This window comes from Pseudomonas sp. DSP3-2-3 (genome assembly GCF_049898225.1).
Taxonomy (GTDB): Bacteria; Pseudomonadota; Gammaproteobacteria; order Pseudomonadales; family Pseudomonadaceae; genus Aquipseudomonas.
Genome location: NZ_JAFCXH010000017.1, coordinates 1 through 24,971 on the forward strand (window position 1 = coordinate 1; position 24,971 = coordinate 24,971).

At 55.8% G+C, this 24,971-nt stretch carries 19 protein-coding genes and 10 pseudogenes; 11 read left to right on the plus strand and 18 right to left on the minus strand.

The genetic code is table 11. The features are described 5' to 3' along the window. Positions 1-121: 121 nt before the first annotated feature. Positions 122-663, plus strand: a pseudogene (tnpC, locus tag ACP7E4_RS19190) (IS66 family transposase); the annotation flags it as partial. Positions 664-974: 311 nt separating this feature from the next. Here the strand turns inward: tnpC and ACP7E4_RS19195 are convergent. Continuing rightward, positions 975-1,868: a dihydrodipicolinate synthase family protein gene (locus ACP7E4_RS19195; RefSeq protein ID WP_426117025.1), complete on the minus strand. Its 894-nt coding sequence runs from the start codon at positions 1,866-1,868 to the stop codon at positions 975-977. Positions 1,869-1,890: 22 nt separating this feature from the next. Continuing rightward, on the minus strand, positions 1,891-2,586 hold the full coding sequence (locus ACP7E4_RS19200; protein ID WP_426117027.1) for a B3/B4 domain-containing protein: 696 nt from the start codon (positions 2,584-2,586) through the stop codon (positions 1,891-1,893). Between the two features lie 44 nt (positions 2,587-2,630). Between ACP7E4_RS19200 and ACP7E4_RS19205 the strand changes: the two genes are divergently transcribed. Further along, positions 2,631-3,239 carry a helix-turn-helix domain-containing protein gene (locus ACP7E4_RS19205; protein ID WP_426117029.1) on the plus strand — a complete coding sequence of 203 codons (609 nt, stop codon included), beginning with the start codon at positions 2,631-2,633 and terminating at the stop codon, positions 3,237-3,239. A gap of 26 nt (positions 3,240-3,265) precedes the next feature. Next, complete coding sequence (locus ACP7E4_RS19210; protein WP_426117031.1) at positions 3,266-3,898, plus strand: LysE family translocator; 633 nt, start codon at positions 3,266-3,268, stop codon at positions 3,896-3,898. Between the two features lie 255 nt (positions 3,899-4,153). Here the strand turns inward: ACP7E4_RS19210 and ACP7E4_RS19215 are convergent. After that, positions 4,154-4,315, minus strand: a pseudogene (locus tag ACP7E4_RS19215) (acetyl-CoA C-acetyltransferase); the annotation flags it as partial. Between ACP7E4_RS19215 and ACP7E4_RS19220 the strand changes: the two are divergent. From ACP7E4_RS19220 to ACP7E4_RS19230, 3 genes and pseudogenes are all read left to right on the plus strand, one after another. Beyond that, positions 4,314-4,517, plus strand: a pseudogene (locus tag ACP7E4_RS19220) (transposase domain-containing protein); the annotation flags it as partial. The pseudogenes ACP7E4_RS19215 and ACP7E4_RS19220 sit on opposite strands and share 2 nt — an antisense overlap. A gap of 327 nt (positions 4,518-4,844) precedes the next feature. Then, positions 4,845-5,606, plus strand: coding sequence for an SDR family NAD(P)-dependent oxidoreductase (locus ACP7E4_RS19225; protein ID WP_426117033.1), 762 nt, complete (start codon positions 4,845-4,847; stop codon positions 5,604-5,606). Between the two features lie 281 nt (positions 5,607-5,887). Beyond that, positions 5,888-6,848 (plus strand): annotated as a pseudogene (locus ACP7E4_RS19230) (sensor histidine kinase). 130 nt (positions 6,849-6,978) lie between these two features. Here the strand turns inward: ACP7E4_RS19230 and ACP7E4_RS19235 are convergent. The 10 genes and pseudogenes from ACP7E4_RS19235 to ACP7E4_RS19280 all read right to left on the minus strand — a co-directional run. Next, positions 6,979-7,270, minus strand: a pseudogene (locus ACP7E4_RS19235) (DUF2895 family protein); the annotation flags it as partial. Next, positions 7,267-7,521, minus strand: a pseudogene (locus ACP7E4_RS19240) (DUF3487 family protein); the annotation flags it as partial. The pseudogenes ACP7E4_RS19240 and ACP7E4_RS19235, both read right to left, overlap by 4 nt. Before the next feature lie 3 nt (positions 7,522-7,524). Continuing rightward, positions 7,525-7,722: pseudogene (locus tag ACP7E4_RS19245) on the minus strand (RAQPRD family integrative conjugative element protein); the annotation flags it as partial. Between the two features lie 182 nt (positions 7,723-7,904). Then, complete coding sequence (locus ACP7E4_RS19250; protein ID WP_426117035.1) at positions 7,905-9,152, minus strand: OprD family porin; 1,248 nt, start codon at positions 9,150-9,152, stop codon at positions 7,905-7,907. 93 nt (positions 9,153-9,245) lie between these two features. Next, entirely contained in the window at positions 9,246-10,469 is a 1,224-nt protein-coding gene (locus ACP7E4_RS19255) for a M20 family metallopeptidase (RefSeq protein ID WP_426117037.1), read from the minus strand. Next, entirely contained in the window at positions 10,459-12,093 is a 1,635-nt protein-coding gene (nikE, locus tag ACP7E4_RS19260; protein WP_426117039.1) for a nickel ABC transporter ATP-binding protein NikE, read from the minus strand. The genes ACP7E4_RS19255 and nikE overlap by 11 nt, the downstream gene beginning before the upstream one ends. Then, the gene (locus tag ACP7E4_RS19265; RefSeq protein ID WP_426117041.1) at positions 12,090-12,923 is read right to left on the minus strand and encodes an ABC transporter permease; all 834 of its coding nucleotides are present in this window, start codon (positions 12,921-12,923) and stop codon (positions 12,090-12,092) included. The genes nikE and ACP7E4_RS19265 overlap by 4 nt, the downstream gene beginning before the upstream one ends. Continuing rightward, positions 12,916-13,863 carry an ABC transporter permease gene (locus ACP7E4_RS19270; protein WP_426117043.1) on the minus strand — a complete coding sequence of 316 codons (948 nt, stop codon included), beginning with the start codon at positions 13,861-13,863 and terminating at the stop codon, positions 12,916-12,918. The genes ACP7E4_RS19265 and ACP7E4_RS19270 overlap by 8 nt, the downstream gene beginning before the upstream one ends. Positions 13,864-13,878: 15 nt before the next feature. Continuing rightward, entirely contained in the window at positions 13,879-15,450 is a 1,572-nt protein-coding gene (locus ACP7E4_RS19275; RefSeq protein WP_426117045.1) for an ABC transporter substrate-binding protein, read from the minus strand. Between the two features lie 92 nt (positions 15,451-15,542). Beyond that, positions 15,543-16,835, minus strand: coding sequence for a M20 family metallopeptidase (locus tag ACP7E4_RS19280; RefSeq protein WP_426117047.1), 1,293 nt, complete (start codon positions 16,833-16,835; stop codon positions 15,543-15,545). Positions 16,836-16,949: 114 nt separating this feature from the next. Between ACP7E4_RS19280 and ACP7E4_RS19285 the strand changes: the two genes are divergently transcribed. Further along, on the plus strand, positions 16,950-17,675 hold the full coding sequence (locus ACP7E4_RS19285) for a GntR family transcriptional regulator (protein ID WP_426117048.1): 726 nt from the start codon (positions 16,950-16,952) through the stop codon (positions 17,673-17,675). Positions 17,676-18,320: 645 nt separating this feature from the next. On the opposite strand, the pseudogene ACP7E4_RS19290 reads toward ACP7E4_RS19285, so the two are convergent. Next, positions 18,321-18,596, minus strand: a pseudogene (locus tag ACP7E4_RS19290) (SDR family oxidoreductase); the annotation flags it as partial. A 27-nt stretch (positions 18,597-18,623) separates the two neighbouring features. Here ACP7E4_RS19290 and ACP7E4_RS19295 point away from each other — a divergent pair. Continuing rightward, positions 18,624-19,289 (plus strand): ketopantoate reductase C-terminal domain-containing protein, encoded by a 666-nt coding sequence (locus ACP7E4_RS19295; protein ID WP_426117050.1) that lies wholly within the window; start codon positions 18,624-18,626, stop codon positions 19,287-19,289. Here the strand turns inward: ACP7E4_RS19295 and ACP7E4_RS19300 are convergent. The 3 genes and pseudogenes from ACP7E4_RS19300 to ACP7E4_RS19310 all read right to left on the minus strand — a co-directional run. Beyond that, positions 19,267-19,647: pseudogene (locus tag ACP7E4_RS19300) on the minus strand (methyl-accepting chemotaxis protein); the annotation flags it as partial. The gene ACP7E4_RS19295 and the pseudogene ACP7E4_RS19300 overlap by 23 nt on opposite strands. Before the next feature lie 1,405 nt (positions 19,648-21,052). After that, a complete protein-coding gene (locus ACP7E4_RS19305; protein ID WP_426117052.1) occupies positions 21,053-21,274 on the minus strand; it encodes a hypothetical protein in 222 nt (73 codons plus the stop codon). Positions 21,275-21,508: 234 nt separating this feature from the next. After that, a complete protein-coding gene (locus tag ACP7E4_RS19310; protein WP_426117054.1) occupies positions 21,509-21,793 on the minus strand; it encodes a helix-turn-helix domain-containing protein in 285 nt (94 codons plus the stop codon). 84 nt (positions 21,794-21,877) lie between these two features. On the opposite strand from ACP7E4_RS19310, the gene ACP7E4_RS19315 reads away from it, so the two are divergent. Next, positions 21,878-22,333 carry a hypothetical protein gene (locus ACP7E4_RS19315; RefSeq protein WP_426117056.1) on the plus strand — a complete coding sequence of 152 codons (456 nt, stop codon included), beginning with the start codon at positions 21,878-21,880 and terminating at the stop codon, positions 22,331-22,333. 197 nt (positions 22,334-22,530) lie between these two features. Further along, the gene (locus tag ACP7E4_RS19320) at positions 22,531-22,758 is read left to right on the plus strand and encodes a BPSL0761 family protein (protein ID WP_426117058.1); all 228 of its coding nucleotides are present in this window, start codon (positions 22,531-22,533) and stop codon (positions 22,756-22,758) included. 615 nt (positions 22,759-23,373) lie between these two features. On the opposite strand, the gene ACP7E4_RS19325 is transcribed toward ACP7E4_RS19320, so the two are convergent. Further along, positions 23,374-23,844: an antitoxin Xre/MbcA/ParS toxin-binding domain-containing protein gene (locus ACP7E4_RS19325; protein WP_426117246.1), complete on the minus strand. Its 471-nt coding sequence runs from the start codon at positions 23,842-23,844 to the stop codon at positions 23,374-23,376. Between the two features lie 267 nt (positions 23,845-24,111). Between ACP7E4_RS19325 and ACP7E4_RS19330 the strand changes: the two are divergent. Beyond that, positions 24,112-24,929, plus strand: a pseudogene (locus ACP7E4_RS19330) (transposase); the annotation flags it as partial. Between the last annotated feature and the right edge of the window lie 42 nt (positions 24,930-24,971).

Sequence of the window (24,971 nt, forward strand, 5' to 3'; positions counted from 1 at the left end):
GGGACTTCAGACTAACAATGCAAACCTGCGTCGCTGCGCTCCGACTGCCCGGCCGGATGAGCGTGGAACGGGTGGCCGGATGTTGGTGGACTGGGTGGCCAGATGGCGTGGAATGCGCAGCATGGCCCATGCCCGGCGCAAGTTCTTCGAATTGCACGCCACCAACAAGAGCAAGATCGCCGAACAGGCTCTGCGTTATATCCAGTTGCTGTACGAAATCGAAAGCGAAGTGCGCGACCTGGAGCCGGATTTTACGGTGCCGAATACGGCAAGAAAAAGCCGTGCATGTGATGGATAGGCTGCATGCCTGGATGATCGCCCAGCGTGACCTCGTGCCCGAAGGTTCGGCTATCAGTAGAGCATTGGATTACAGCCTGAAACGCTCGGCAGCGCTGTCGCGCTACCTTGATGACGGCGCCGCCCCCATTGACAACAACTGGGCCGAGAACCAGATCCGACCATGGGCTCTTGGACGCAAGAACTGGCTCTTCGCCGGGTCGCTACGCAGCGGAACGGGCTGCGGCGATCATGAGCTTGATCCAGTCTGTGCGGCTGAATGGTCATGATCCGTACGCCTATCTGAAGGATGTTCTTACGCGCCTGCCGACGCAGCGGGCGAGTGAGATCGAGCAGCTGCTTCCGCATAAGTGGCAGCCGGTTTAATCACGCAAGACGTGATGCCCGGACGCATACGAAATACCTGATGCTTGGACAACTGTGGGTGCAATGCTGGTGATTGCCGGTGGATTGTATTCGTTCAGAACCAAGGCTTAGCCTAGTGGGCACCCTAGGCATAAAGGGTGCCGTAATGGGAACGCGTCTAACGCGGATACATCGGCAAGCATCCGGTTCAATTTAGGCCCCATCTTCCCGAGAGCAGGAATTCTTTGGGTGTAAGGGAGGATTATCATAGCCCGGATGGCTACCGAAAAATGTAGGCGTAGTTTTGATATCAAAGAGCCCGTTTTTGTATCCTATGCCAGCCCAAGCTCGTCAATAACCGCAGCAATTTTACGCCGACTATCCCCCCTCAAAGTTCGCATTGGCAAAGGCACGCTGGGCGCGAGAGTTAAGTTACGAAGTTCGGCAGCAGTTGCTATGACTCGAAAGCTCCCCCCGAATTCTCGGAACAGCGACCACAAAGGTTCCAGGCGTTCGGACAGCCGATTTGCTTCTTCGGAATTCCTCGACAGGGCTGCTTCCGTAATCGCCTTCGCAGTGATCGGGAAAAGGCCACCCATGACCGAGTACCAAGCCTCGCATCCTGCATTCAGGCCAGTTGCAGCGAACGCATCTCCGCTTATACCAATTGTCACCTGCGCTGGTATAAGGGCTCGTAGCCGGTCAACTCTCGCCTTCGCCTCCTCAGGAACGTTAGAAACGCCAGGGATTTTGATGGAGCTGACATTCGGCAGATGAGCGATTCGCCCGAGGAGTGCGTCAGAGAAGTCGAAATGCGTGGTGCCTGGATTGTCGTAGACGCACAGGGGTACTGAGATGTTAGAGGTCACCGTCTCGTACATTGAAAACACGTCTTCGTCGGTCAGCTTCTGGTAAGACACTGGAGGCAGCAGCAGAGCGCTTACACCGGCTTTCTGCGCGTCCTCCGCGAGCAGAAGCACGTCACGCGTTCGCAATGAACCGATACTCACCATGACAGGTGTTTTACCTGCGGCATCGACTGCTAACTGCGCAACGCGCTGACGTTCAACTCGGGACAGATACGCATAACTACCTGTAGAACCTAGTGCGCCAATGGCGGCAACCTTAGCTGTCGCGAGGTTCTCAATCAGACGAGTGAAGGCGTGTTCATCCACTCCCGATTCGTTCATGGGCGTCAGAGGGAATGCGCTAAGTCCGTTGAACATGGGTCATTACTCTATTTAGGAATTAAAGACGGCTTGCCTCAACGAGGAAACTCTCAATTTGGGCGCCAGGCATCATCATTTGCAAGCCCTCAATTAACTTGTCGCCCGATTCCGTTAAAGCCTCTAAAGGCATCGGCGGCAAGCTCTCCAGGACAAACCACATGTGCTTGGCATCAGAGGTCAGGCGGGTGCGAATACCTTGGCGCCAGTTCCAGCGCCGGCATGTGACACCGCGATCGTCCCGCCAAACCACTTCACCAGGCTCGGGGGATTCGTGCGCGGGCGCGCCATCCTTCATGGTGTCAAAAAGCTCAGTTCCATCGGCAATTACAAGACGAGGGGAGCCGACATACGCCTCAACGTTCTCACCCCCCACCGGGATCGCATATTGAATGCTGATCGCGTTGTACAGATCTATCACAGGCTCGATACTGGGAAGGTAGCCGTCCCGAAGAACCCGCTTGCGTAGAGCTTCAGCAGAGCAGGGCGTGCGTTGTGGCTTTGCACCGAAGTTGCGGAAAACATCGGCCCATGCGGTGAGATGAGCTTCAGCCCATACTGCGTCGTTTGCTCGGACGGACGCACATGCCTTGGCCAAGGCTTCTTTGCCTACATCAGGATTGATTATTGGGGCGGCTTCGACCACGATGTTCAACGCTCTGAAGCCGGGAGCTAGTCTGGCTACGTCTTGGCTGATTGACGGCGTTACGGACAGCATCAGCGATCTCCAAATCCCTAAAATAGAATTTATGCTAGCTACCAATGACCAATAAAGTCAATATATCGACCGAGCCTGGCGCTGATGTGCAGACGGTTAGTGAGGCTGTGTCCCGCAGACTCAAACGAGCGCGGCAAGATCAGAGACTCTCGCTCGACGAGCTGTCTCGCCGCTCCGGTGTAAGCAAGGGAATGGTGGTTGAGATAGAGAAATGCACCGCCAATCCGAGTATTGCCACCCTCTGCAAAATCGCTGCTGCTTTAGGGCTGTCTGTGGCAGATGTTGTGAATGTGGCCGACACCCCAGCGGCTCACGTCATCAACAGCCAGGACATACCAACACTCTGGACTGGGCCGTTAGGGGGATCCGCCAAGCTTCTCGCTGGAACCACCGGCCCGAACATGATCGAGCTTTGGCGATGGGAGCTTTACCCAGGGGAGACGTTTGCTTCTTCAGGGCACCCTCACGGCACCACTGAGCTATTCCATGTGGAATCCGGAACGCTTCATTTCACGGTCGGCGAAACTGAGTTGATCGTGCCCAAAGGATGCGCAGCAGTAGCGAAAACGGATGTACCCCACGCCTATTCGAATAATGGGAAATCCAAATTAGTGTTCACTATGTCAGTGACGGAGCTTCACCGGCCTGTGTGAACGCCATGACTTATAGGGAGATGCGTGTGATCGACGTACACAACCTGCTGCTGGTCTTCACCGCCTACATCGTTGGAGCCGCAAGCCCAGGGCCCAGTAACATGCGGATAATGGGCGTGGCGATGCACCAAGGCAGGCGTTCAGCGCTAATCCTTGCGGCAGGGGTGATAAGCGGGTCGTTTTTCTGGGGATCATTGGCAGCTACAGGCGTATCAGCGGTGTTAACGCAATATGCTCAAGCGCTAGTAGTCCTCAAGGTTGTGGGTGGTATCTACCTGCTTTTCTTGGCGATCAAAGCGGGCCGTTCCGCCCTTACGTCTGATGAAAAACTTGCGACACAACTGGCGACAGTTCCGAGCGTTTCTGGCTTCCGACTCTATCAACGTGGCTTGCTTATGCACCTCACAAACCCCAAAGCTTTGTTGGGATGGGTGGCCACGATGACTCTCGGACTTGGCCCAGGAGCTTCCTCAATGACAGTGGCAGTCATACTGGCTGGGTGCGCGATGCTGAGCATTACGATCTTCTGCGGTTACGCCATTGTCTTCTCTACCGCGCCCATGATTCGGGGATACCGTAAAGCCCGTCGCTGGATCGAGGGGACACTAGCAATGGTCTTTGGAGCAGCAGGACTTAAGCTGCTCCTCGCGCGAAACTAGGCGCCAGGTGCTAGATCGTTCACTCCAAGCCCACCACGTCCTTGTTGTGGGTCGAACTGCATTGTCAAAGTAAGTGGCGGTCAGACGGGATCGTCTCAGTTACACCGCTTCAATCGCCAAGGCAATACCTTGTCCTCCACCGATACAGAGGGTTGTGACGCCCTAATGAAAAACCAAACGGAGTACACCCCAAACTTCATGTCTGGGGGTTGCTCACGAACATAGAATCTCTGACGCTTTTGACGCGCTCATCTATAACACGGCAGCTGCACCGTCGTTGAGGGTTGAGGAATTACCAGCGGTTACTGTGCCATCGGCTTTGAAAGCAGGCGGCAACTTGCCGAATGATTCCAAGGAAGTGGATGGTCGAGGGCCCCCGTCTTTGTCAAATGGTACCGACTCCGCCTTCCTTTGCGGGGCACTGGGGCGCAAGAACTGGCTCTTCGCAGGCTCGCTGCGCAGCGGAAAACGGGCGGCGGCAATCATGAGCTTGATCCAGTCTGCGCGACTGAATGGTCATGACCCGTACGCCTATCTGAGGGATGTCCTCACGCGTCTACCGACGCAGCGGGCGAGTGAAATCGAGCCGTTGCTTCCGCATAAGTGGCAGTCGGTTTAATCACGCAAGGCGTGGTGTCGGACGCATACACCTAGCCGATAGCTGTGACAAAGGCGGTGTTTTTCACTTAAAAATACGTGGACACCTCCGCCATTAACGCCAGGATTTCCATGCGTCAAAGAACTTCTTGTCCTAAACCTTTTAAAGCTCAAGTCGTCCTGGAATGCGTACAGCCGGACGTCTCAATGACAAGCGTAGCTTTATGGTACCGAATAAGCGCCAACCTGATTTGAAAATGGATACCTGCCTATCGTGACCGCCTGACGCCGACGTTGCCTGCTTGGTGCTACGGTAACGGCTCTCTAGCAACCAATTCGAGATATCCATATGAAACCCAATCCGACAATCGATAACGTATTACGCGTCGCGTTGGTTACAGGATCGACGTCCGGTATCGGCGCAGCCATTGCACGTGTACTAAGCCGGGCAGGCTATGCGGTGGTGCTCCATTCGAGAAATTCTGCGGATACGGGACGCGCTATGGTTGCCGAAATGAAGCAGGCTATTTACGTGCAAGCTGATCTTGCTTTCGAAGCTGACAGGGTCAGGCTTGTTAACGAGGCTATCGCCGCGTGGGGGCAACTCGACGTGTTGGTCAATAACGCCGGTATTAGCAGAGTCATTCCGCACGGCGACCTTGCCTCTGCCAGTTCGACGGTGTGGCACGAACTTAACGAGGTTAATGTCGTGGCGCCGTTTCACCTGGTCACTTTGGCCGAGTCGGCATTGCGCGATGCCGCCCGTTACCGTCGAGCAGGTTGCGTCGTAAACATCAGTTCGCATGCCGGTATCCGTCCTAAGGGCGCATCGATTCCCTATGCGGTAAGCAAAGCTGCGCTTAATCACATGACCCGCTTGCTCGCGGTATCGCTTGGGCCAGAAATTCGCGTAAACGCTGTGGCGCCTGGCTTGGTCGACACGCCTCTGACCGCAGAGTGGACAGATGCCCAAGAGTTGTGGCGAACTCGCGCACCTATGCGGAGGGCCGCTAGCCCAGACGACATCGCAAAAGCTGTTGTAATGCTGGTCGAGTCGGACTACTTAACCGGCGAGATACTCCTGTCAGACGGCGGGTTGAATCTGACCTAGGTTTAGCGTGCTCCGGTGGAGCAGGCGAGAAGACGAGTCACCCTGTTTCGCCGACTCGCCCAAACGCCGGACGGATACCATAGCTTTTCAGGGCGGGCTAGAGGACTCCGCCGGACGGATACGCTGATGCCGACGCACCGGGCGAGTGAAATTGGGGAGTTGTTACCGCATCGGTGGCAACCGGCTCAGTTACGCAAGACGGGACGCCCGGACGCTTACCCTAGGACGCCCGGCACGTGAGGTGGGGGGCGGCATACCATTTCCTTACGAAGAGCAAACAAATGCGCCTGGCTGACTTCATCCTTAAAAATATCGAGCCAATACTTCAGGAGTGGGAAGACTTCGCCAAGACGTTAACGCCTGCCGCAGAAGGAATGGATTCAGTCGCATTGCGTGACCACGCAGAGCAAATGGGCTCTACGCACGAGTGTGCTAGTGCTTTGGATGCCACCAGATCAGGTCACGAAAGAGCAAGAAATTTCTGACGTTGTCCGGTTCAATGAAGCTATCGATCAAGCACTCGCTGAGTCGATAGTCAGCTACACCAAGGCTGTTGATGCCGCGAGGAATGTATTCCTTGGTATTCTTGGTCATGATTTGAGGAGTCCACTTGGTGCTATATCGCTCAGTGCAGAAGTGCTTTTACGTGCTGGTGATCTTCCGCCGAAACCAACCAAAAACGTTTTGAGAATCTATTCCAGCGTGAAGCGTTCCATAAAGATTGTGGGCGATCTGCTGGATTTCACACGCACTCAGTTAGGTTCGGGAATTCCAGTACGCATCGAGCAAGGTGATCTGGCTCTGGCGTGTGAAGGAATGGTGGAGGAAGCACGGGCATATAACCCGGATCGGCAAGTGAATTTTATCTCGAAACCCAGCCTGCCTGGGCGTTTTGATAGATCGAGAATGGAACAGGTAATTGCCAACCTCATAGGCAACGCAATTCAGCATGGAGAGGCGGGCACCCCAGTCACCGTTACTCTAAAAGCTGACGAAGATAGTGCGCTGTTGTCGGTTCATAATTGTGGGCTTCCAATAGACGACGGTGCGAAAGAAAGCATCTTTAATCCGATGACCCGACATCTGCAAAGTGGCGATGTTCAGTATGGCGCTGGGGCGGGCCTCGGACTTGGGCTCTACATCGCATCCGCGATCATAAGCGCCCATCATGGCAGTATTGATGTGGATTCAAGAGCCGGTAGCGGCACTACCTTTACGGTTCGTATTCCCTTGCAGCTCTAAAAATGCACAGCTGCCTCGAGCTCCTAGCTGGAGGATTGGGGTTGGCTTTGGGAGCGAGTACCGAAGCACTATGCAAACGGAATAAGCGTTCACTTCCGTCAGATCGAATATAGGTCGCCCCAAGGTTTATGGACTGCAAGCCATAGATGGTGCGGCGATAACCCTGTTCGCCATCCGAGGGCCAGCGGTTGAGTTGGCCAAAGATGTTCAGGGCAAAGGCATAGACATTCTCTGAGGGGATATCCCACCGCTTGCGCGTGCTGCCCGAGCGCAGATATGGCGGTACGAACGGTCAGCTCGGTCGGCGCCGAGCGCCAGCCACACCAGAGTCCGGCACAGAGCAGAGCGAGGATCATTACCGCCAGACGCAGGCTGAAGATATGCGCCTGTTGGGCATCGACCTTGTTTCGAAATCGGCTCATCGCTGCCACCTAGACAGAGCAGGGCGCAGCCGACGCGAGCGACGGACCGTCCAGGCGCCGGAGTGAGGGATCAAACACCCGCGACCCAGGCGCCAACGGCTGGCCAATAGCCATTCGAGCTTGCGGTACAGCCAGGTCTCGGGGCGGGCCCGCGTGGCCCGACGCAGCAGTGTGCCACCGGCAAATAACACCAGCGCCATGCCTGCAATCATGCTGGTTGGCGCCACGGCAATGGAAGCGGTGGCGATCGCCGGCTACATGGGCAGCGTGTCGAGACGATAATCACCGATGAGTTCAGCGGGATCGCGGGGTTGAACGCGAGAGGGGGATAGATAGCCCTGCACGCCTTGACGAATGCGTTGGATGTCTTGAGTTAGGCGGGAATAGTCGAAACGATAGCGTTCGTTTGATCCAGGGGTACTGACTAACTCGGCTCGCGTTGCAAGGCGTTTGCTGGCGTGCGTAGCTTGCCTTAGGTGAGCTTATCATCTGTATCCTGAGTGTATCGCCCCTCATAGCATCGCCAAGGACAGCGGCCGAAGCGTCGAGACCATCGTCGATAGATGTTTGGACCTCTAGTGCCGGACCGCAATACCAAGATGCGCCGGCGACGAGAGCCGCCGGCTTCTTTGGGTCAGAGGTTGATCGGGTACTGGGTGATGAATCTCACGTCGTCGATATCGCCATTGAACGAGTTGCGATAGGTTGCCTGCCGCACCCGGAATGAGAGGTTTTTCATCGGCCCGCTTTGGATTACATAAGCGGCTTCCAGGTCGCGCTCCCATTCGTTCTGGTTACTGGCACCGCTGGCCAGACTTATGTTGTTGCCCTTGATGTAGCGGGCGAAGACGTCCAGTCCGGGCACGCCGAAGGCGGCGAAGTTAAAGTCGTATCGGGCTTGCCACGAGCGTTCGTCTTCACGGGTGAATTCAGCATACTGCACGTAGTTGGCCATGTAATCGGTGTTGCCACCGTCGGTGTAAAACACATAGCCATTTTTACCAGTGATAGCTTGGTAGGCCAGGGTTACTTTATGTGAGCCATAGGCGTAAGCGCCCTTGATGCTGAACGAGTTGCTGTCGATATCACCGCCATTTTCCGCCCCCGTACTCTTCTGATTGTAGAAGCGAAAATCGGTGGAGAACGTCTGTTTGGCATCAATCGGTTTGACCCAACTGAGGCCCGCATACTTCTTCTTCCACAGGTCTTCGACATCCGAAGCATAAAGTGCGCCGGTGAGGTTAGGGGTGAAGTTGTAGGTGGCACCCAGTACATCAGCTTTTGTCATGCCCCCGGCGTTATGGGCACTCTGGTTGTAGACACTCAAGGAGGTCAGGTGCGCTACATCCACCCGCAGATTGTCGATTTCCTTGCTGCTCAAGTAGAAACCTTCGGTGGTTTCTGGCAACAGGCGACTGTCACCGGTGGAATAAACTGGCAAGTTGAGGGTTTGCTGACCGTATTTGAGCACGGTCTTTGAAATCTTGATTTTTACCGCACCTGCGGCCCGTGAATAATCATCCGCAGCGTGATCTACACCTGCCACGTGGTTACCGCTGCTGGGCAGCAAGCCGCTGCCGATTCGGTCAGAGCTGCTGTCGAGCTTCATGCCGTAAAGGCCGATTGCATCAACGCCAAAGCCAACGGTCCCAGGGGTGAAACCCGAAGTGAACGTACCGATAAAGCCCTGCGCCCACTCTTCGCGATAGCTCTGCGCATTGGACGCTGCATTGCGGAAATCGCGATTGAAGTAGAAGTTTCGTGCGACAACCTGAGTGGTGCTGTCTTTGAAAAACGGATTGCTGAGAATGTCATCCCCGAACGCTGCGCCTGAAATTGCCGCGCACAGCGTCGCACTGCCAAACATGAAAGCTGACCGCATGGTGAGAACCCTTATCAAGAAATAATCAGCAGATGGCGAAGTAGTGGACGTGCTGTTTTTTATTATTGGCATCCCTGCCTTTTACTTATGAGTTCAGAGCTCTCCGGCAACTTCGCAGACGCTGAGAATGGCCAGAATGTAGACGCGCACCATGTCCAGGTAATCGCGTTTGTGCACGCGCTCGTCCGGCATGGTGTTGAACTTGCCGCCCGGGCCGCAGACCACGCCTTGCATGCCCAAGCGCTGGTAAAAGTGCGCAGCGTCAGTGCCGAAATAAGCGGGCGGGGTGATGATGCCGGTAGGCTGAGGCTCGCCACGAACCTGCTGATAGGCGTCGTTGACGGCCCTGACGATCAGCGAATCATGGGACACCTCGAACGGAGGCATTAGCGGCTGGTTGTGACTGTCGTTGATCAGGGTTGCCTGCAGACCGGGAAATTGTTCGCAGAGCTGGTCCAGCAGACGCTGCAAATCGGCTAGCACTGACTCAACAGTCTGGCCCGGGGTATAGCGCGCCGAACCGCGCAGACGCAGGAAGTCCGCAACCTGCGGCGGACGCCATTCTTCAAGATCGCGACCAAGGGCGCCACGGACTACTCCGATGTGGCCACGATTGACTTTGGCGTGTTCCGGCGAGCGTGCACCGCTGAATGTGATGCCATTGATCTGCGGGATTAGTTGCACGGCGGCGGTGATGACGTCCACGGCTTCCTCGCGTTTGGACAGATGACGGGTATCGCCAGTCAGCTCAATGACAAACATCAAGGAACCCACATGCAGGGTAACGGCCTGCAGGTCGGTGGGTTCGGAGTTGATGAAGTAGTCAGCCTTCACGCCTTGCTCGATGGCCGCAATGGTCCCGATGCCACCCTGCAGTTCACCCACCACGTAGGTGAGGATTACATCGCCCTTGAGCTTGATGCCTGCATCGATGAGGGTTTTCAGCGCGCAGAAATAGGCGGCGTCACCCGCCTTCATGTTGGAGACGCCGATGCCGTAGATGAACTCGTCATCAATCTTTCCGGCCCAGGGATCTACAGTCCAGCCTTCGGTCACCGGGTTGGTGTCCAGGTGGCCGTTGAACAGCAGACTGTGGCCGCCACCTTGTCCCTTGAGAGTGCCGATGGCATTCAGCCGCTCGCCGGGAACCGGCATCAGTTCAGCGTCCAGGCCAAGCTCCCGCATTTGCCCCGCCATGTACTCGGCCAATTGCCGTTCTTCGGGGGTGGCGCTGTAACTTTTGTGCTGCACCATGCGCGCGAGAAAATTCAGGCAGTACGCCTCGTCAATGCGGTCGATTAGCGCTTCAGGCGTCATCAAGGGACTCCAATTCATTCAAAGGCTGCGGCACTGCGTCGAGCAGGGCGCGGGTATAGGGGTGGGTCGCCTGAGCGGCCATGCCCACGGCGGGCAGAATTTCCAGCAGATCGCCGCGGTACATCACGGCGATACGGTGGGCGATCTGCCGGACCAGGTTGAGGTCATGGGTAATGAACAGGTATGCGGTACCGTGCTGGCGTCGAAGTTCCAGCAAAAGCTCAATGACCGTGGCCTGTACCGAAACGTCCAATGCTGCGGTAATTTCATCGCAGATCACCAGTTCCGGGCGGGCGGCGAAAGCGCGGGCGATGGCGACACGCTGCTTCTGTCCACCCGACAACTCGTGGGGATAGCGACTGGCAAAGTCTTCTGGCAAGCGCACTTCGCGGAGCAGACGTGCGATGGCCGCAGCTTCGGTTTCGCCCTCCGTCAGGCCATACAGGCGCAATGGCCGAGAGAGAATCTGGCCAATCGTCTGCCGTGGATTGAGCGACGCATCCGGGTGCTGAAAGATGATTTGCACCTTGCGCCGGTAATCGCGATCCATTTGCGCAGGGCCGGAGATGGGTGTGCCGTCGAAATACACCGCACCGGTGAACGGCGTCAAACCGGTCAGAGCCTTGGCCAGGGTGGATTTTCCCGAGCCGGATTCGCCGATGATGCCGAGAATCTCCCCGCGCACCATGCTCAGGTTCATGTCGCGAGCGCCCATGGACGGCACAGACTTACGCCTCAGAAGGCTGTCCAGCATGCCCGGGCGTCCATACCGCACATTAAGATCGCTGACTTGCAGAAGAGCAGGGCCGACAGGTCTTTTTTCATCCAGCAGACGTTTGTCGGCGGCAGGCACCGCAGCCACCAGACGTTGCGTGTAAGGGTCACTCGGTGCGCTAAAAATACGCCCGCCGCGAGCCTGCTCGACGATGCGCCCGTGGTTGAGCACGCAAACCCGATCCGCCACTCGCGATACCAACGCCAGATCATGGGAAATATATAAAGAAGCAACGCCCGTTTCTTCGCGCAGACGACGGAACAACTGCAGGATCTGCGCTGAGCTGATCACGTCGAGAGCGGTGGTTGGCTCATCGAAAATCAAGCACTGCGGGCGACAAGCGAAGGCGGTAGCAATCAACACTCGCTGTTTTTCACCACCGGAGGCTTCGTGGGGGAAGCGCTTCATCATGGCGGCCGGGTCTTTCAGGTCAACGTCGGCCAGTAACTGCTCGCCCAAGGCCCAGGCCTCGCGATACCCCAGATCCCGATGGCGGGTAAGGACTTCGACGACCTGTTCGCCGAGGCTTAGCGTCGGATTCAGAGAGGCGCTAGGGTCCTGAAAGATCATCCCCAAACGCCCGCCACGCAGTTTTTCTATCTGACGCGGGGGCATTTGCAGCAGATTCTCGCCTTGCAGGTTGATGCTGCCGCCGATCTCCCGGGCGTTGCCGGCCAGATAACGCATGATTGCCCAACCGAGGGTGGTCTTGCCCGAGCCGGACTCGCCAACCAGACCGACTACTTCGCCGACAGCAACGCTGAAATCAATGTTTTGCAGGACGTGCAGGGCGCCATTGGGCAATTGGTAATCGAGGCTGTAATCAGCCACTTTCAAGACCGTATTCACGAGCGCTGCCCCTTTGGATTGAGGGCATCGCGCAAGCCATCGCCCAACAGATTGAAACCGATCGCAACGATGGCGATGGCCAGCCCAGGCATGAGCATCATCCACGGTGCCTGAAAGAAATAGCGCCGCGCTTCGGCGACCATCAGGCCCCACTCCGACTGCGGCGGTTGTGCGCCAAGTCCCAGGAAGCTGAGAGTGGCGAACAGCATGATGGCAAAGGCTACGCGGATGGTCGCTTCGACGATGATTGGCGCGACGATATTAGGCAGCATCTCGCACACCACGATGTAGGCCGTCGATTCGCCACGGGCGATGGCCGCATTGACGTAATCCTGACGACGGGCGGCGAGGGCGACACTACGGGCGATGCGAGCCATGCCGGGAACGAAGGCAATAGTGATTGCCAGTACCGCGTTGAAATCGCTCCTGCCCAGAGTGCTGACGATCAGCAGGGCGAAAAGCAGGGTTGGGATGGACATCACCGCATCAAGGGTACGCATCAGTGCTTCGTCGATGCGCCCTCCGAGGTAGCCGCTGACAGTGCCAAGCAGAGCACCGATGAGCATCGCCATAGCGGTGGCCAGTACCGACAGCGAGATCGTCGCGCGGGCACCGATCAGTAGACGGCTCAGGATGTCGCGGCCCAGTTGGTCAGTGCCCAGCCAGTGCACCAGGCTCGGCGCCTTGTAACGCGCGAGAATCGAAATCGCTTCTGGGTCGAACGGTGCCAGAGCCGGTCCCGCGCACACCAGCACCACGGCCAGCATCAGGATCAGACTGCCCAGCAGGCCCTGGGGAGTACCCAGCAAGCGGTAGAAAATATCACGCATATTGAATCCGCCGGTCGAGATAGGCATAGGTCAGGTCAGCCACGAAGTTGACCATGCAATAAGTAGCGGCAAGGATCAGCACACCACCCTGAATAGCCGGCAAGTCGCGGGCAGCTACAGCCACCAGCAGTTCGCGACCAATGCCGGGGATGTTGAAAATCTCCTCGACCACTACGATGCCGCCCAACAGGTAGCCGACGTCCAGGGCGACGATGGTGATGGTGGGTAGCAGGCCGTTGCGTAGCGCATGGCGAAGCAACACCCGGCGACGCGACAGGCCTTTGAGGCGTGCGGCTCGAATGTAGTCAGTCTCCAGCACGTCGATCATTTCCGAGCGCACCATGCGCGAGACGTGGGCGACCATGATCATCGACACCGTGAGAGTCGGCAGAATCAGATGGCGAATGCCTTCGGCAAAGTTGTCGCCAAGTGGCACGTAACCTGTAGCCGGAAGCAGCTGCCAGACATCCGCAAAGAGCAGAATCAGCAGCGTGGCGGTGACGAACTCCGGCAACGACACGCCGATATACGACAACACGCCGATGATCAGGTCCACGGGACGACCCCGGCGCACAGCGGCGATGATTCCCAAGGGAATCGCTACCGCCAGCATCAGCAGCAACGAGCAGCTCGCCAGCAACAATGAGCGGCCCAGCGCATCAACCAGTGAGCCAAGTACCGGCTGGCCATTGCGCATCGACACGCCCAGATCGCCTTGCAGTACCGCCATCAGCCAGTGGCCGAATTGCAGCCACGCGGGCTGATCGAGGCCAAGCCTGGCGCGCAGGGCAGCCAAGGCCTCGGGCGTGGCGCTCTGGCCCAACAATGTCACCGCAGCATCCGCCGGGAGCAACTGTGTGATGGCAAATACCAGCAATGAAACGATCAGCAGGGTGTACACGACCAACAGCAAACGCTTGGTCAGATAAGCAGCAGTCACAGATTTATCCTCGGTTCATCCACGCTTCGGCGCGCTGTCGTCCAGCCAGGCCTGATCCAGACGGAATACCGCGCCGCGCGGGTGCAGTTGGTAGCCCTGCACGTAGTTGCGCTGGGCGGCCAGTACGTCGAAGAAGGTCGGGATCAGCGACGGAACCTGCTCGTGCATCAGCTTTTGCGCAGTGGCGTACAGTGCAGCGCGCTTGACGGGGTCATCGGTGCCACGAGCAGTTGTCACCGCCGTGTCGAACTCGGCGTTGTTCCAGCGGGTTTCGTTCCAGGCGGCGTTCGACGTGTACAGCAGCGAGAACACCGCATCGGCCGAAGGCTGCATGTTGTAGAAACCGACGTAGAAATTGCCTTTCTTCCAGACCTGATCCAGGTAAGTGCTGTTGGCCATGGTGGCGACGTTGATATTGAAACCGGCAGGCTTGGCCATTTCGCGTACGGCAATGCCCAGTTGTGTCCGGGTCGACGGCTTGTCCGAGGCAACCAGGGTAATGTCCAGACCGTTCGGATAACCGGCGTCGGCCAGCAATTTTTTCGCCTGCTCGATATTGGCCTCTCGCAATGCGATATCGGTGTAGTAGCGGTAAGCGGCATTGAGCGGAGTGTCGTTGCCGGGGGTACCAAAACCCTCAGCAACAAAGTCCACGAGGGCGGCGCGATCGACGCACAGGGACAGCGCCTGACGAACGCGAACGTCGTTGAACGGTGGCTGGTCGCACGCCATGTTGATATTCAGGAACTGTCCGGACGCGACGCGCAGGCCCGTTACGCCGCTAGCGCTACTGAGACGGCTGAACTCGGTGGCCTGAGCCGAAAGCATCAGGTCGATGTCGCCGGACATCAGCGCCGAGCTTTCAGAGGAAGGATCGGGGTAGACCCGGATTTCGATGCGATCCAGATGCGGGCGCTGCGGGTCGTAGAAGTGTTCGTTGCGGGCAACCACTACCATGCGTTCCGGCTCGAACGACACCAGTTTGAACGGACCTGTACCCACGGCCTCGCGGGACAATCGGGCCAGGTCGCCTTGCACGATAGCGGCTGGGACAATCTTGGCATCCGGGTAGGCCAGGCTTACTGGCAAGTCGGCGTAAGGGGCGCTGGTGGTGAGCTTGACGCGTAAGTCATCCAGGGCCTCGACGGTTTGAATGGGGCCGATGTTGCGTAAGCCGGGCGAAGCGGTTTTCGGGTCAAGGATCGCTTGCAGGCTGGCGGCGACGTCCTTGGCGGTGCAGGCGCTGCCATCGTGGAATCGCAGGTTACTGCGCAGCGTGAAGGTCCATTCGGTGAGGGCGTCGTTATGGATCCAGGACTGCGCCAGATCCGGTTCGGCCTGCATGTCCTGACTCAGGCGGGTCAGGCCGTTATAGAGCAGCTCGCTGAGCAGATACTCGGGGTTGACCCGCGCCAGCAGCGGGTTAAGCATGCCAACCGCTTGGTCGACGCTGATGCGCAGCGTGCCACCTTTGCGAGCTGCAGCGCTAGCCCAGAGCGTGCCGGAAAACGGCAGCATGGCAGCGCCGGTGACAATGGCGGAGGTGGTCAGGAAGCGACGGCGGTTGAGTCTGAAAACTGTAGTCATGGCGATACTTCACTTTGCAATGAGTGGGCGTAGGGCAGCCAGATAAAAAGCCGATAACCAGTCTTGATGCCGGTCTTCGGTATTTCCAGTGTTCAGTCGGTTGGAGCGTTGGCAGACACTGTCGGAGTGAAATCAGCCGCCAGATAAGCCAGGATCGATTGCGCCAAAGCGATCAGGTCGCTGCGCGTGGTGTATTCATCGGCGGCATGGATTCGGCTTTCCGGGCGGATCAGCCCACCCAGCAGAATCTCCTGGATCCCCGCTTGCTGTACCCAGCCCATGTCCGAGCTGCTCGACGAGCCGTAGCACTGAAACTGCTCCGGGGTGAAACCAAAACCAACACCCAAAGCGGCCTGCCAGCGTGGCCAGTGTGGACCGGTTGGGTCGGCAACCGGCGCCAGATGGCCGATCACTTCATGCTCGACGAACAACGCCTCGCTATCCGCCATGGCGGTATCAATGCAGTTTTGCAGTTCGGCCATGACCTGTTCGTATGGCTCCTGAGGCGCGTAACGACGATTGATCAGGATGTCGAACTGCGCCGGCACCGTTGATCCCTTGCTGCCACCGTGTGCGGCGGCCAGAGTCATGCGTGAAATGAGCGGGGCACCGTTGTAGTGAGGCGGTGCGGGCATCGGCCAGGCCCGTTTTTGGACTTCGAGCTTAAGGCAGTGCAGCGCATTCAGCAGTGGCAGGCTCTGTTCAATGGCATTGATTGCGTTGACCGGTTCACCCGAATGAGAGGAACGGCCTTTGACAGTAATCTTCAGATCGATGCTGCCGAAGCAGCCCGCCCAGATGCGTGGCGCCGCACCACCGTTGAAGCTGAGAATATGGCCTTCTACTAACTGCTGTTCAGCCAGATAACGGATGCCGGGGTACAGACCGCCTTCTTCGTCCGTACACAGCAGTAGCGATGGGCAATAGCGCAGCGGCAGGTTGAAACGCTGCGCAGCGCGCAAGGCGGCGAGGGTGGAGGCGATGCTGCCTTTCATGTCAGCGGTGCCACGCCCGATCAGTTTGCCTTCGACTTCGGTCAGTTGCAGCGGCGGCTGAGTCCAGCCATCGCCCGGCGGCACGGTATCGACGTGGAAATACAGGCTGCAGACTTCCTGATCGCCAGGCTGACGGGCTACAAGGTTGACGCGCTCGCCATAGGCTTCGCCGCTGCGGGTCTGCCATAGCACTTCGGGCACGTTGACGCGCCGGGTATTCATACCCAACGGAGTGACCAGTTCATCCATGAGGTCGGCAAAGGCACCGTAACCCGCCCCAGGAGGAAAACAGGTATCCACTGCGATCATTCGTTGCAGATCACTGATTAGCGAATCATGATCCGCCTCGATCGACTCGAGTGCCTGTTTCAGCGTCGCCTTCGTCGTCATTTCCGCTCTCGATGTATTTCTATATAGTTTATAGTTAAGTGTCCACGCACGGCTCGTCAAGGAAAAAATATGACAGATAGCAATTTGCCGCTCGCAACTGGGAGTTTCTCTAGGTTGAGCGAGAACGACAGCGCGCCGCTGTATGAGGTGGTCAAACGGCATATTTCTGAGGCGATCCTGCTCGGCGAGTGGACCAGCGGAACAGTGATCCCCAGCGAAAATGCATTGGCGGCTGATTTCGGCGTGTCAGTCGGAACCATCCGCCGCGCGTTGGCCGAACTGGTGTCCGAGGGGATGCTGATGCGCCGCCGCAAGACTGGCACCGTGGTTACCGGCTGGGCACCGCTACACAACTTGCGTTACTTCTTCCAGTATTTCCGTTTGCACAACAAGGAAGGCGCACTGCTGAAGTCGCGCACCGCCTTACTCGACTACCAACTCGGCGAGGCCACTGCGTTGGACGCCGAGAAGTTGCTGATCGAAGAGGGTGGCCCGGTTTATCGCCTGCACCGGTTGCGTAGCATTGATGGCGTAGCTGCAATGCACGAGCGTTTCACCGTGGTTGCCAGCAAGGTTCCGGACTTCCCAGGGCCAGACGAGCTGCCGGAACTGCTTTATCGCTATCTGCTTGAGCAATACGGTCTGCGTGTAGCCGCCGTGCGCGAGCAACTGACGGCGGGATTGGCCAATGCCGAGGATTGCCGCCTGCTGGAGCTGACTGCGCCCCATGCGGTGATGATCATTGACGCGGTGTCCTTCGACCAGGCCGCCACGCCGGTGATGATGACGCACCAGCGCGCTAGCACCGAGCACTTCATGTACGTCAACGAAATACGCTGAGGCGTGGCCTGGCTACTACGGATAGCTATCGAGTTGCGGAGGCACCCGAGGAGTGTACTGTTTCATTCGGACCAAGGGTGCCCAATACATTGGCCATAAGTTCAGAAATGAGTTGTCGCAATCTGGGGTTCGGCAGAGCGCATGTTGTAAAAGCGGTGTATGGGATAACGAGCCGATGAAGCGCTTATTTTCTAGAAATCAGATTGGGTGCCTGAATAAGTGATGGCTTGGACATAAGGACAGGGCGGATACGCAACGCTTCTGTTCTTTCCGCAAATGAGCGTTTTTGACGCACTCAGGGGTATTTTTTTTGAACGTCGCAGCGGTGATTGCCATGGCCACCGCGAGCATCGCTGCGCAAGGCGTAAATACCGCCATGGGTTTGAGTGAAAAAAGTATATGAACCAAGGTACAACGAGCGGTGGCATCACCGCTCGTTTAGCGTAACCATCCGGCAAAGTCATCGACCAAGCCCTGCAAAGCCCAGACATGGTGTGCATCTAAAGTTGATCTGGCCCCCAAATGTTGGACATCAATATAAGGGGAGGCGTATGAAAAAATACACAGAGCAGGCGAAGCTCGCAGGTAACCGTCCGGCCAACACATGTTCCCGAGGTTGCACTCAGGTCGAAATTCCGAATAGCCTTATCGACCGCCGAGACTTCCTCCGCCGTCGACACCAATCACTTGACCCGTGATGTAGGAAGCCCCATCACTCAGGAGAAACGCAATCAACGACGCAACCTCTGACGGAGTGCCTAGCCGTTGCATAGGAATTGTCGAAAGTATTTTCCGCTCCTCGTCCCCACCCACAGGTCTTGTTTTTCGAAAAAGTTCGGTCTCTATCGGGCCCGGAGCTACAGCATTTACGGTGATGCCGACAGGTGCTAACTCAAGTGCCCAGGTGCGGGTGATGCCTACCCGATCGCTGTCGAAGAGGCGAGGGCGTTGATTGGTCCACAGACTATCGTCATACCAGCGATCAATGGCCTTCCTTGGTGGTATTTCTTGAAGTCCACTTCGGTGTTGTCAGGCACCCGCTTGAAGGCTGTGGATCCTGAAGGCATTGTCGAAAAACATATCCCTACGGACGCAGTCATTGGGTGTGTTGTATTCCCATCTTGTACGGTTATGAGCCCCGGGGTGATAAGGCATATGTCCGGAAGCAAAATCGTTTTCGGCGAACCTGGTGGTGGCAGCAGCAATCGAGCTTCAGTAGTGGCTAGCGTTTTTCTTGAGGCCGGTTTTGACGCTCATGACCACGAGAACATACGTGAGGAAATATGGCTAAAGCTGCTCGGGAACGCATGCTTCAACCCTGTCAGTTTGCTGGTCGGCTGCTCGACCGATGAGATGATCGATGATGCATTCCTCAGCACTTTGTTCATTCAGATGATGGGGGAGCTACTTGAGCTTGGGGACCAACTGGGTATCTCCCCCGAAATTGATCCGGAGCAGCGATTAGCGATTGCGCGAAAACTTGGAAAGGTGAAAACGTCGATGTCAGTGGCTGATCTGGCAGGTGTCTCGATACCACGGACAGGCACTGTGTACGCCTTGGCTCGTATGAGGGCAAAATCCCTTGGCCTGTTGCTAGACTGCGGACTCGGATAAGGCTGCTACTGATCTGTTTGGAGTCTTCTGTCTGTTGATCAGCCGCAGCGGTAATGTTCAGGTTCATGGCGTGAATCGATGCCACCGAGTGACGGATGTCACTTAATACCTGTCCGGCGGCACGCGCCAGTTCAACGCTGGATTGGCTCAACGTCTCACTCTGCTGCATAAGTTCCGTTGCGTCCCGAGCTCCTTCCTTCAGGGAAGCTATCAGAGTTTCGATCTCGCGAGTTGACTGTTGGGTGCGTTGTGAAAGCCCACGAACCTCCTCCGCTACAACAGCAAAACCACGTCCACTCTCACCCGCGCGGGCAGCTTCGATGGCGGCATTGAGGGCCAACAAGTTGGTTTGTTCGGCGTCAGGCGAGTTTCAGATCCTAAACGTGCTGTCAGCAGTGTCCAGTGCGAAGTCCCACTGCAATGAGCGAGGATGCGGCGCTCCTGGCTGCGAAGCGCCAGTATCCTAATCCATGCCACAGACGCGAAAGTCTATGCAGTTTAAAGGGGCAATGTTAGTGACCTGCGAGCAATAGCCTTGGCGGAATGCAGATACGTCATTTAACATAATATACATTATGCGTACCCTTGGATTTCAATTGGAGGTGGTCGTGGGCAAGCTTTTCGCTGTTGTCGGGTTTCCTTAAAAAGGATAAATGAGTCTTTAAAATAAATAATCGATATAGATCAAGATCTTATCGGATATTCGTGATGCGTCGATTAGAATTTATTATTTTCAGCTGCTATTTGTGTAGATACGTCGCTCGCACTCTAATGCCTAGGCATTCGCACAATCAGCGTTTTCCCCACGCAAAATTGAAACTACATCGCCCTGATTGTCCTATTTTGAAATTTCCTCGCTAGAGACATCGCTCTCAGGCCCCTGACGCTGACCATTTAAACTGCGTTGACTTTCGCGTCTGTGGCTTGATAGGGATACTGGCGCAAGGCTAGGTTCGCAGCCATGAGAGCCGCATCCTGACCTCGTTGCAGTGGGACTTCGTACTGGACGCCGCCGGGCAAATGGCTGCACAGGATTCAGGATACGAAAGCCCCTGTTCATTGTGGCGACGATTTTCGCGATGTAGCTGCGTGTCTCCGATCTGGTTGGGAGAGAAAACTGGAAGCCCGACATGTGAGATCTGCGCAAGGACGGTGCGGTAACTGGTGATATCACGGGGCTGGTAAGGGTAACAAAGCGGGCAAAATCAGCGTGAGAGATGATTATGGGGAGAATTAACTGAAACGCTGGCGCATACCTCAGGCCTATCTCCCCTACCCGGCTTCAGGGAGCGCACTCCAGTAATTGCAACCTGACGCGGGCGCGCGGGACTATCAGATCGGCATGTCCGGCTAGTTCTTCAAGAGGTATTCGATCGGGCTCTGGAGCGGATGCAGGCCGAAAACTGGGCAGATGAGAACGTCAGTCGCCTGTGTGCAGCGTTGCTCCACTGATTGCGCCACACCTCTGCGACTTTCGATGCGCCGTACCGAGATATGAAGGACCACCAGGCAATAGCCTTAGTACGACGCAGAATGTGTACTACAACTCAGAGGATGAGCAGCTGGCTTATTCGATCAAGCGGCTACCTATATGAAAGGACACATTTAATTGGAATCGCGCATGCAAACGTTATTGGTTTTGCAACTAAAGGGCCAGACCGCTCGCATTCACGGCATTTTTTGATTGGCGGGCATGCTTTGGGATCTAGGACATCTATGAAAGAAGGACATTGCCGGTCACCAACCAAGAGCATTCAGTCGACTCAACGCCGGGTCTGCACCAGGGAAATGCAGTCTTCAACAATAGTCCGGCTCGAAGACGGACCTGCGTACCCAGACACATTCAGGGCTGAAAACACCTCAATCGCATCCGCTGAAAGAAAGCTGCGATATCGGGGTGACTGCCGAATGCGACGCAGCTTGACGAGCGCTGCGAAGACCGCTTCGGTGTTCACTTCACGCTGCTTTTTTTCGTCAGAGGCCATTACTCCCTACCTTAGGTCAGAAGCCGCGTGGGAACAAAGATTACATTCCCCTAATTCTGGTCCAAAAGCAAGATGTGTAAATGGACTCTGGGGATGGGTAGTGAGCCAAGATCTTCGTATAAGTTTATACCGGGATTGCAACCGGAAGAACCATGGTGGGCTGCGTCAGCTACCCCTGCCCGCTTAGATCACAAGTTTCATAAGGAAATGATATGCCGCCTGTCGTGGATGCGATCATCGATCCTGCAGTGTATTGACCTCGTTTTCTATTGATTTTAGAAGGCTTGATAGGTCCTGATCGTTCTCTTTATACAGATAAGTCATGACCATCAACGTCAGAGGGTGGACCTCAAGCACTTTCGACAGCTGCTCCATTTTTTCCAAGGTCGGACTCTTAATGCCTCGCTCTAGAGTGCTTAGATAGGTTCGACTGCTGGTTTCCGAAAAATCTTCCTGAGTGAGTTGCTGCCGATTACGGACCTGTTTTAGCGCCAGACCAAACGCTGTCTTGAGTTCCAATTTGCCGATTCCGCAAAAGGAACGATGAGGCGCTATCGAGTCCTATAGGGCTACAATCTATAGTGTTCATTTGGAGGATTTACCATGTTTACCACTCATCGCGAAGCAGAAATTGGACTGGAGCTACCGGGTGAAGCTTCCCCGGCTACCGGGCAACAGGTGTGGAGGTATATAGAGCAGGAGCTGATGTTACCTTGGATTTATTTGCAAATAGTTCGTCGAAACGGTCGCGAGGAAAACGCTAGCATGCTGATGCTCTATCATGCCCACGAGCTAAGGCAATTGATTGATAATCAGTCGGCCCGAGTCTGGGTTGAACAGGCCCAATTCGTAACTCCGCCGTATATGAATGGCCAGTCCCAATGGGTCATGGAGCCACTGAAGCGGGTCTCACTGGTAGAAGACCCGGTAGACAAAGCGAGGTTTCCGGTTTTTGAGGTGGCAAGCGGCGCCATCTATTCGTTGAGGGGCGAAACGCGCTTAGATTTAACACCTGTGGAAGTCCTGTTTAGCGCAGAGGACGACCTTCGTCCCCATTGACGAGCTCTACTGATGGGGGGACATGCGTTGACGTCGATGAGAGTCTCCAAGGAATGGCAATTGTTTCGCCCTGCTGCCGCTGGACAATCTCACTGCTTAGCCTGAGTGAACGCGATCACGACCGTCGATGTTCTTAGGCTTGAAGGACCCAGACGAAAGGTCGTTGGTACATAACTGTTCTATCGCGGGAGGTAAAAATGACCACGCCCCACGAGCGTACGCGCTCAGTGATCCAGACTCGTGATTTTTTGATCGAGCTATCTCGCGATACCTCGCTGCCTGACCGTCTTCGCCGAGATGCTGAATTTCTATTACGGCATTACCCGGCTAAAAGCGATATGGCGCTAGCCGGTCTGATGGAACAGCAAACCGATTTTATAGGCGGACTGATGGGGCCCGTCTTCGGCGCACCAAACAGTGATTAAATGCATCATCACAGATCATCTCCCGCCAAATACTAACCATAGGGTCTGCAGCAGAGCTGCCCTTGCCCAAAAAAAAGAAATCCTGGACGGCGGGCGATCAAACGGCAGTTCATCAGTGTGAATGATCACCCTGCTATCCGGCCAAGAGGCTCAAGTTCTCTTCTATTCTGCGCCGCGATGTCCAGAAGTCTTCCTTGCGTCTTACGCTTGCTTCTCAACAACCCTCGGGCTTCTGCCTCAATGGCTGACTTTGTCTGCCACTTGAGAGTTTTCAGTTTTCGTCGACCCTTCATGCTATTCCTCGCCTTATGTTCTCGGGATCATTTCTGCCAATTGCATTCGACGGTGCATCAATAGGTACACACCACATAAAGGCCGCCCTCTTGATCCTCACTTGAAAGGCCAGAGGAGGGAGCAGAAGTCCATTGAGGACATCCCTCGTAGATCATTCCCGGCGGGGATGGAGGCTGAAGCTGTAGAGCCTACGTTCTGAAATTCGACGGCGATGCACAATCCCACATCTTGGGTTGGAGGAATCGGTGACAATCTAGATGTCCTTTAATGTCGGCGGGATGTAGGCGTTTTCCTAGATTGGATCAGACAGGCCCAACGCGTTCACTGATAGACTCCGTACTCAATACGTTTCAGATAGTCCTGTACAATTTTGTACCCTAAGGCGTTGTCAATAATATCCAGCGGTGCGTCAACTTCCAGATATTTGCACGGCCGCCCCAGCCATTCTTCAGCCAATCTTTGACTCCCAAAAACGTTGGTTGCGTACTCCAATACCTTTGCGTATTGGAAAGCTAAAGCGCTCTGATGGGAGCTAAGGCGAACAGTTTGCTTCTTACCGTGACGAAGGGTCTTCCCGAACGACTGACCTAGGACACGGCCCAGGATATTCCTTTCTAAATAGAGGTCGGAGCTTGACAACATCTTGTACAGATTTTTCAACTCAAAGCCTTTTGCTATGAGCCCGTAGATTTGTACCGGGCTGAGCTGCGCTGAATCAGCACGGAGGAGAAACTCCGTTGGCTTTTCAGAACCGGGTATAGTTTTGGCAGTGGATCTCTCAGAGGAAGCCATGGCATAAGCTCTGCTGGCGATGCTTGAAACCATTCTAGCTCCATTTGGTTTTCTTACGGGTGTTTTCAAAGATCCGGTTCTGGAGCATTGCTTCGATAGAAGTTGGCCATTCCGGTATGTATCTTCAAACCCAGCAATTCAAGAACTTGAATCGGAGGAGACTGCCCCGGGGTTTCACTGAGCGTCGATGGCCCCTATAGTGTCCGCCTCTTGATAGCCAAAGGAAGGGCTATGACGCTGATCATTTGTACAGATTATGTGTCCGCTAATAAAGAAGCTTTGGCCGAAGCACTGCCCAAGCGCCTGTCACTGACCGATCCCCTTGCACGCTGGACCGCAGCGCCATGAGGCCCGGCATTTTTCGCTTACTCGACGAACTACCTGATTGATGTCGAGCATGGTGTGATCATGGACGTGGAGCCAACGCCTGCCATCGAACCGCCGAGGTCGAAAGCACCAAGACCATGATTGAGCGGGTCGAAGAACAGTTCGCCATCAAGCCGGATCGGCTCATTGGCGATACTGCTGATGGAACCGCACCGATGCTGGCCTGGATGGTGGACGAAAAAGATATTGAGCCGCATATGCCGGTTTGGGACAAAACCGAACGCAAGAACGACAGCCTCTCGATCAGTGATTTTCAATGGAATGAAGAAGCGCAGGAATATCGTTGCCCCACTGGACACGCCCTTCGTAGCGAGTGGCGGGCCTTCAAGAACCAGCGCTCACATGTCACGAAAGCCGACACCATCATCTTTCGATCCCGACAAACCGACTGCGCTACATGCTCGATGAAAGCGCGCTGCTGCCCGAACACTTCGTTCCGAAAAATCGCCCGTAGTGTCCATGAAGCGGCGCGAGATGTGGCCCGGCGGATCGCTACGACACCGCAATACTTGTGCTCTCGCCATGAGCGCAAGAAGGTCGAAATGTTGTTCGCGCACCTCAAGCGAATCCTGAAACCGGATCGATTGCGGCTAGGAGGCATGACCGGTGCAAACGACGATTTTACCTTGGCGGCAGCGTTACAGAATCTAAGGAAATTAGCGAAACTGACCTCTCAAGGGCCACCGACCACGGGATAGGTACGCCCGGAATCAGCAAAAACCCTCAAATTAACCCACTGA